A 1,196-nucleotide genomic window follows, 5' to 3' on the forward strand; every position below is an offset into this window, starting at 1 on the left:
TGTAAGTTCCCCGTTTTTCCAACAGTTCAAAACTAAGCAAATTATGCACTTCTTTTCAATTTAAATTCTATCGGTGAACAATCTCCTAAACTTGAATGTGGGTGATTATGATTGTAATCCTCCATCCAATCTTGAGCGAGAGTTCTTACCTGTTCGATATTTTCAAAGCAATACGCATCCAGTACATCTTCCCGAAAGGTTTTGTTGAACCTTTCACAAAATCCGTTCTGCATGGGTTTTCCTTTCTGGATTCGGATATGCCGGATCGAGGAGTTGGAGCAAAAGCCCTCAAAAGCTTTTGCGATGAACTCCGTGCCGTTGTCCGTACGGATGTTGGTTGGTTTTCCATACCACTCAATGAGCCTTTGCACGAGTTTAACTACTTTCTCTGAAGGAAAACTATAGTCTATTTCGCACATTAATGCCTCCCGGTTGTAATCGTCTATCACGTTCAGTATCCGAATCTTTCTGCCGTTCTCCAACACATCACTCATAAAATCCATGCTCCAGGTAATGTTAGGAGCAATCGGTTGCAATAAGTATTCTTTGTCCGGATTGGGGATGCGACGTTTGATTTTTCTTCTGCGTTTGTTCAGTCCTAATTTACGGTAAATCCTCTCAATGCGTTTATGGTTCCACCCATAACCTTCCTTTCTGATGCGTTTAGTGTATTCCGGACAACCTCTGGACGGAAGTTTTTCGGCATAATAAAGTAATCGACGCTCTACTTCTGTATCGTCCTTGATGCTTTGATAATAATATCCCGAACGTTCCAATCCGATGATGCGACAGGCTCTGGCAGTACTGATTTGTTTGTCATCTTTTAATTCTTCTGCCAATTCTCTTTTCTGACAGAGCCCTAAAGCTTTTTTTCGATGACCTCTTTTAAAATACTATGATCCAAACTCAAATCCGCATACATCTTCTTCAAGCGGGCATTTTCTCGCTCCAATTCCTTGAATTGACGCAACATTTCTTGATCCATGCCACCATATTTGCGCTTCCACAAATAAAAGGTATTTGGACTGATGGATAATTCTCGGCATATATCGGATACCTTTTTTCCAGCTTCATGCTCCTTGAGTACTTGGCTGATTTGTGTTTCTGTAAATCTTGACTTTTTCATCTCTAATAACAGTTTAAATTTATAAATTTTTATAATATTTTAAACTGTCGGAGTTTTTGGGGGATTTACA

General features: G+C 39.7%; 2 protein-coding genes. Both read right to left on the reverse strand.

What is annotated here, in order from left to right; genetic code table 11:
- Window positions 1-41 precede the first annotated feature (41 nt).
- Entirely contained in the window at window positions 42-839 is a 798-nt protein-coding gene (locus HMPREF2660_RS04475) for an IS3 family transposase (RefSeq protein WP_083299062.1), read from the reverse strand.
- 20 nt (window positions 840-859) lie between these two features.
- A complete protein-coding gene (locus HMPREF2660_RS04480) occupies window positions 860-1,126 on the reverse strand; it encodes a transposase (protein WP_070485815.1) in 267 nt (88 codons plus the stop codon).
- Window positions 1,127-1,196 lie beyond the last annotated feature (70 nt).

This window comes from Weeksella sp. HMSC059D05, from assembly GCF_001809725.1.
Taxonomy (GTDB): Bacteria; Bacteroidota; Bacteroidia; order Flavobacteriales; family Weeksellaceae; genus Weeksella; species Weeksella virosa.

Excerpts from the sequence above, each read along its gene's own strand:
- HMPREF2660_RS04480 (WP_070485815.1), bottom strand. The coding sequence starts at position 1,126 with ATGAAAAAGTCAAGATTTACAGAAACACAAATCAGCCAAGTACTCAAG.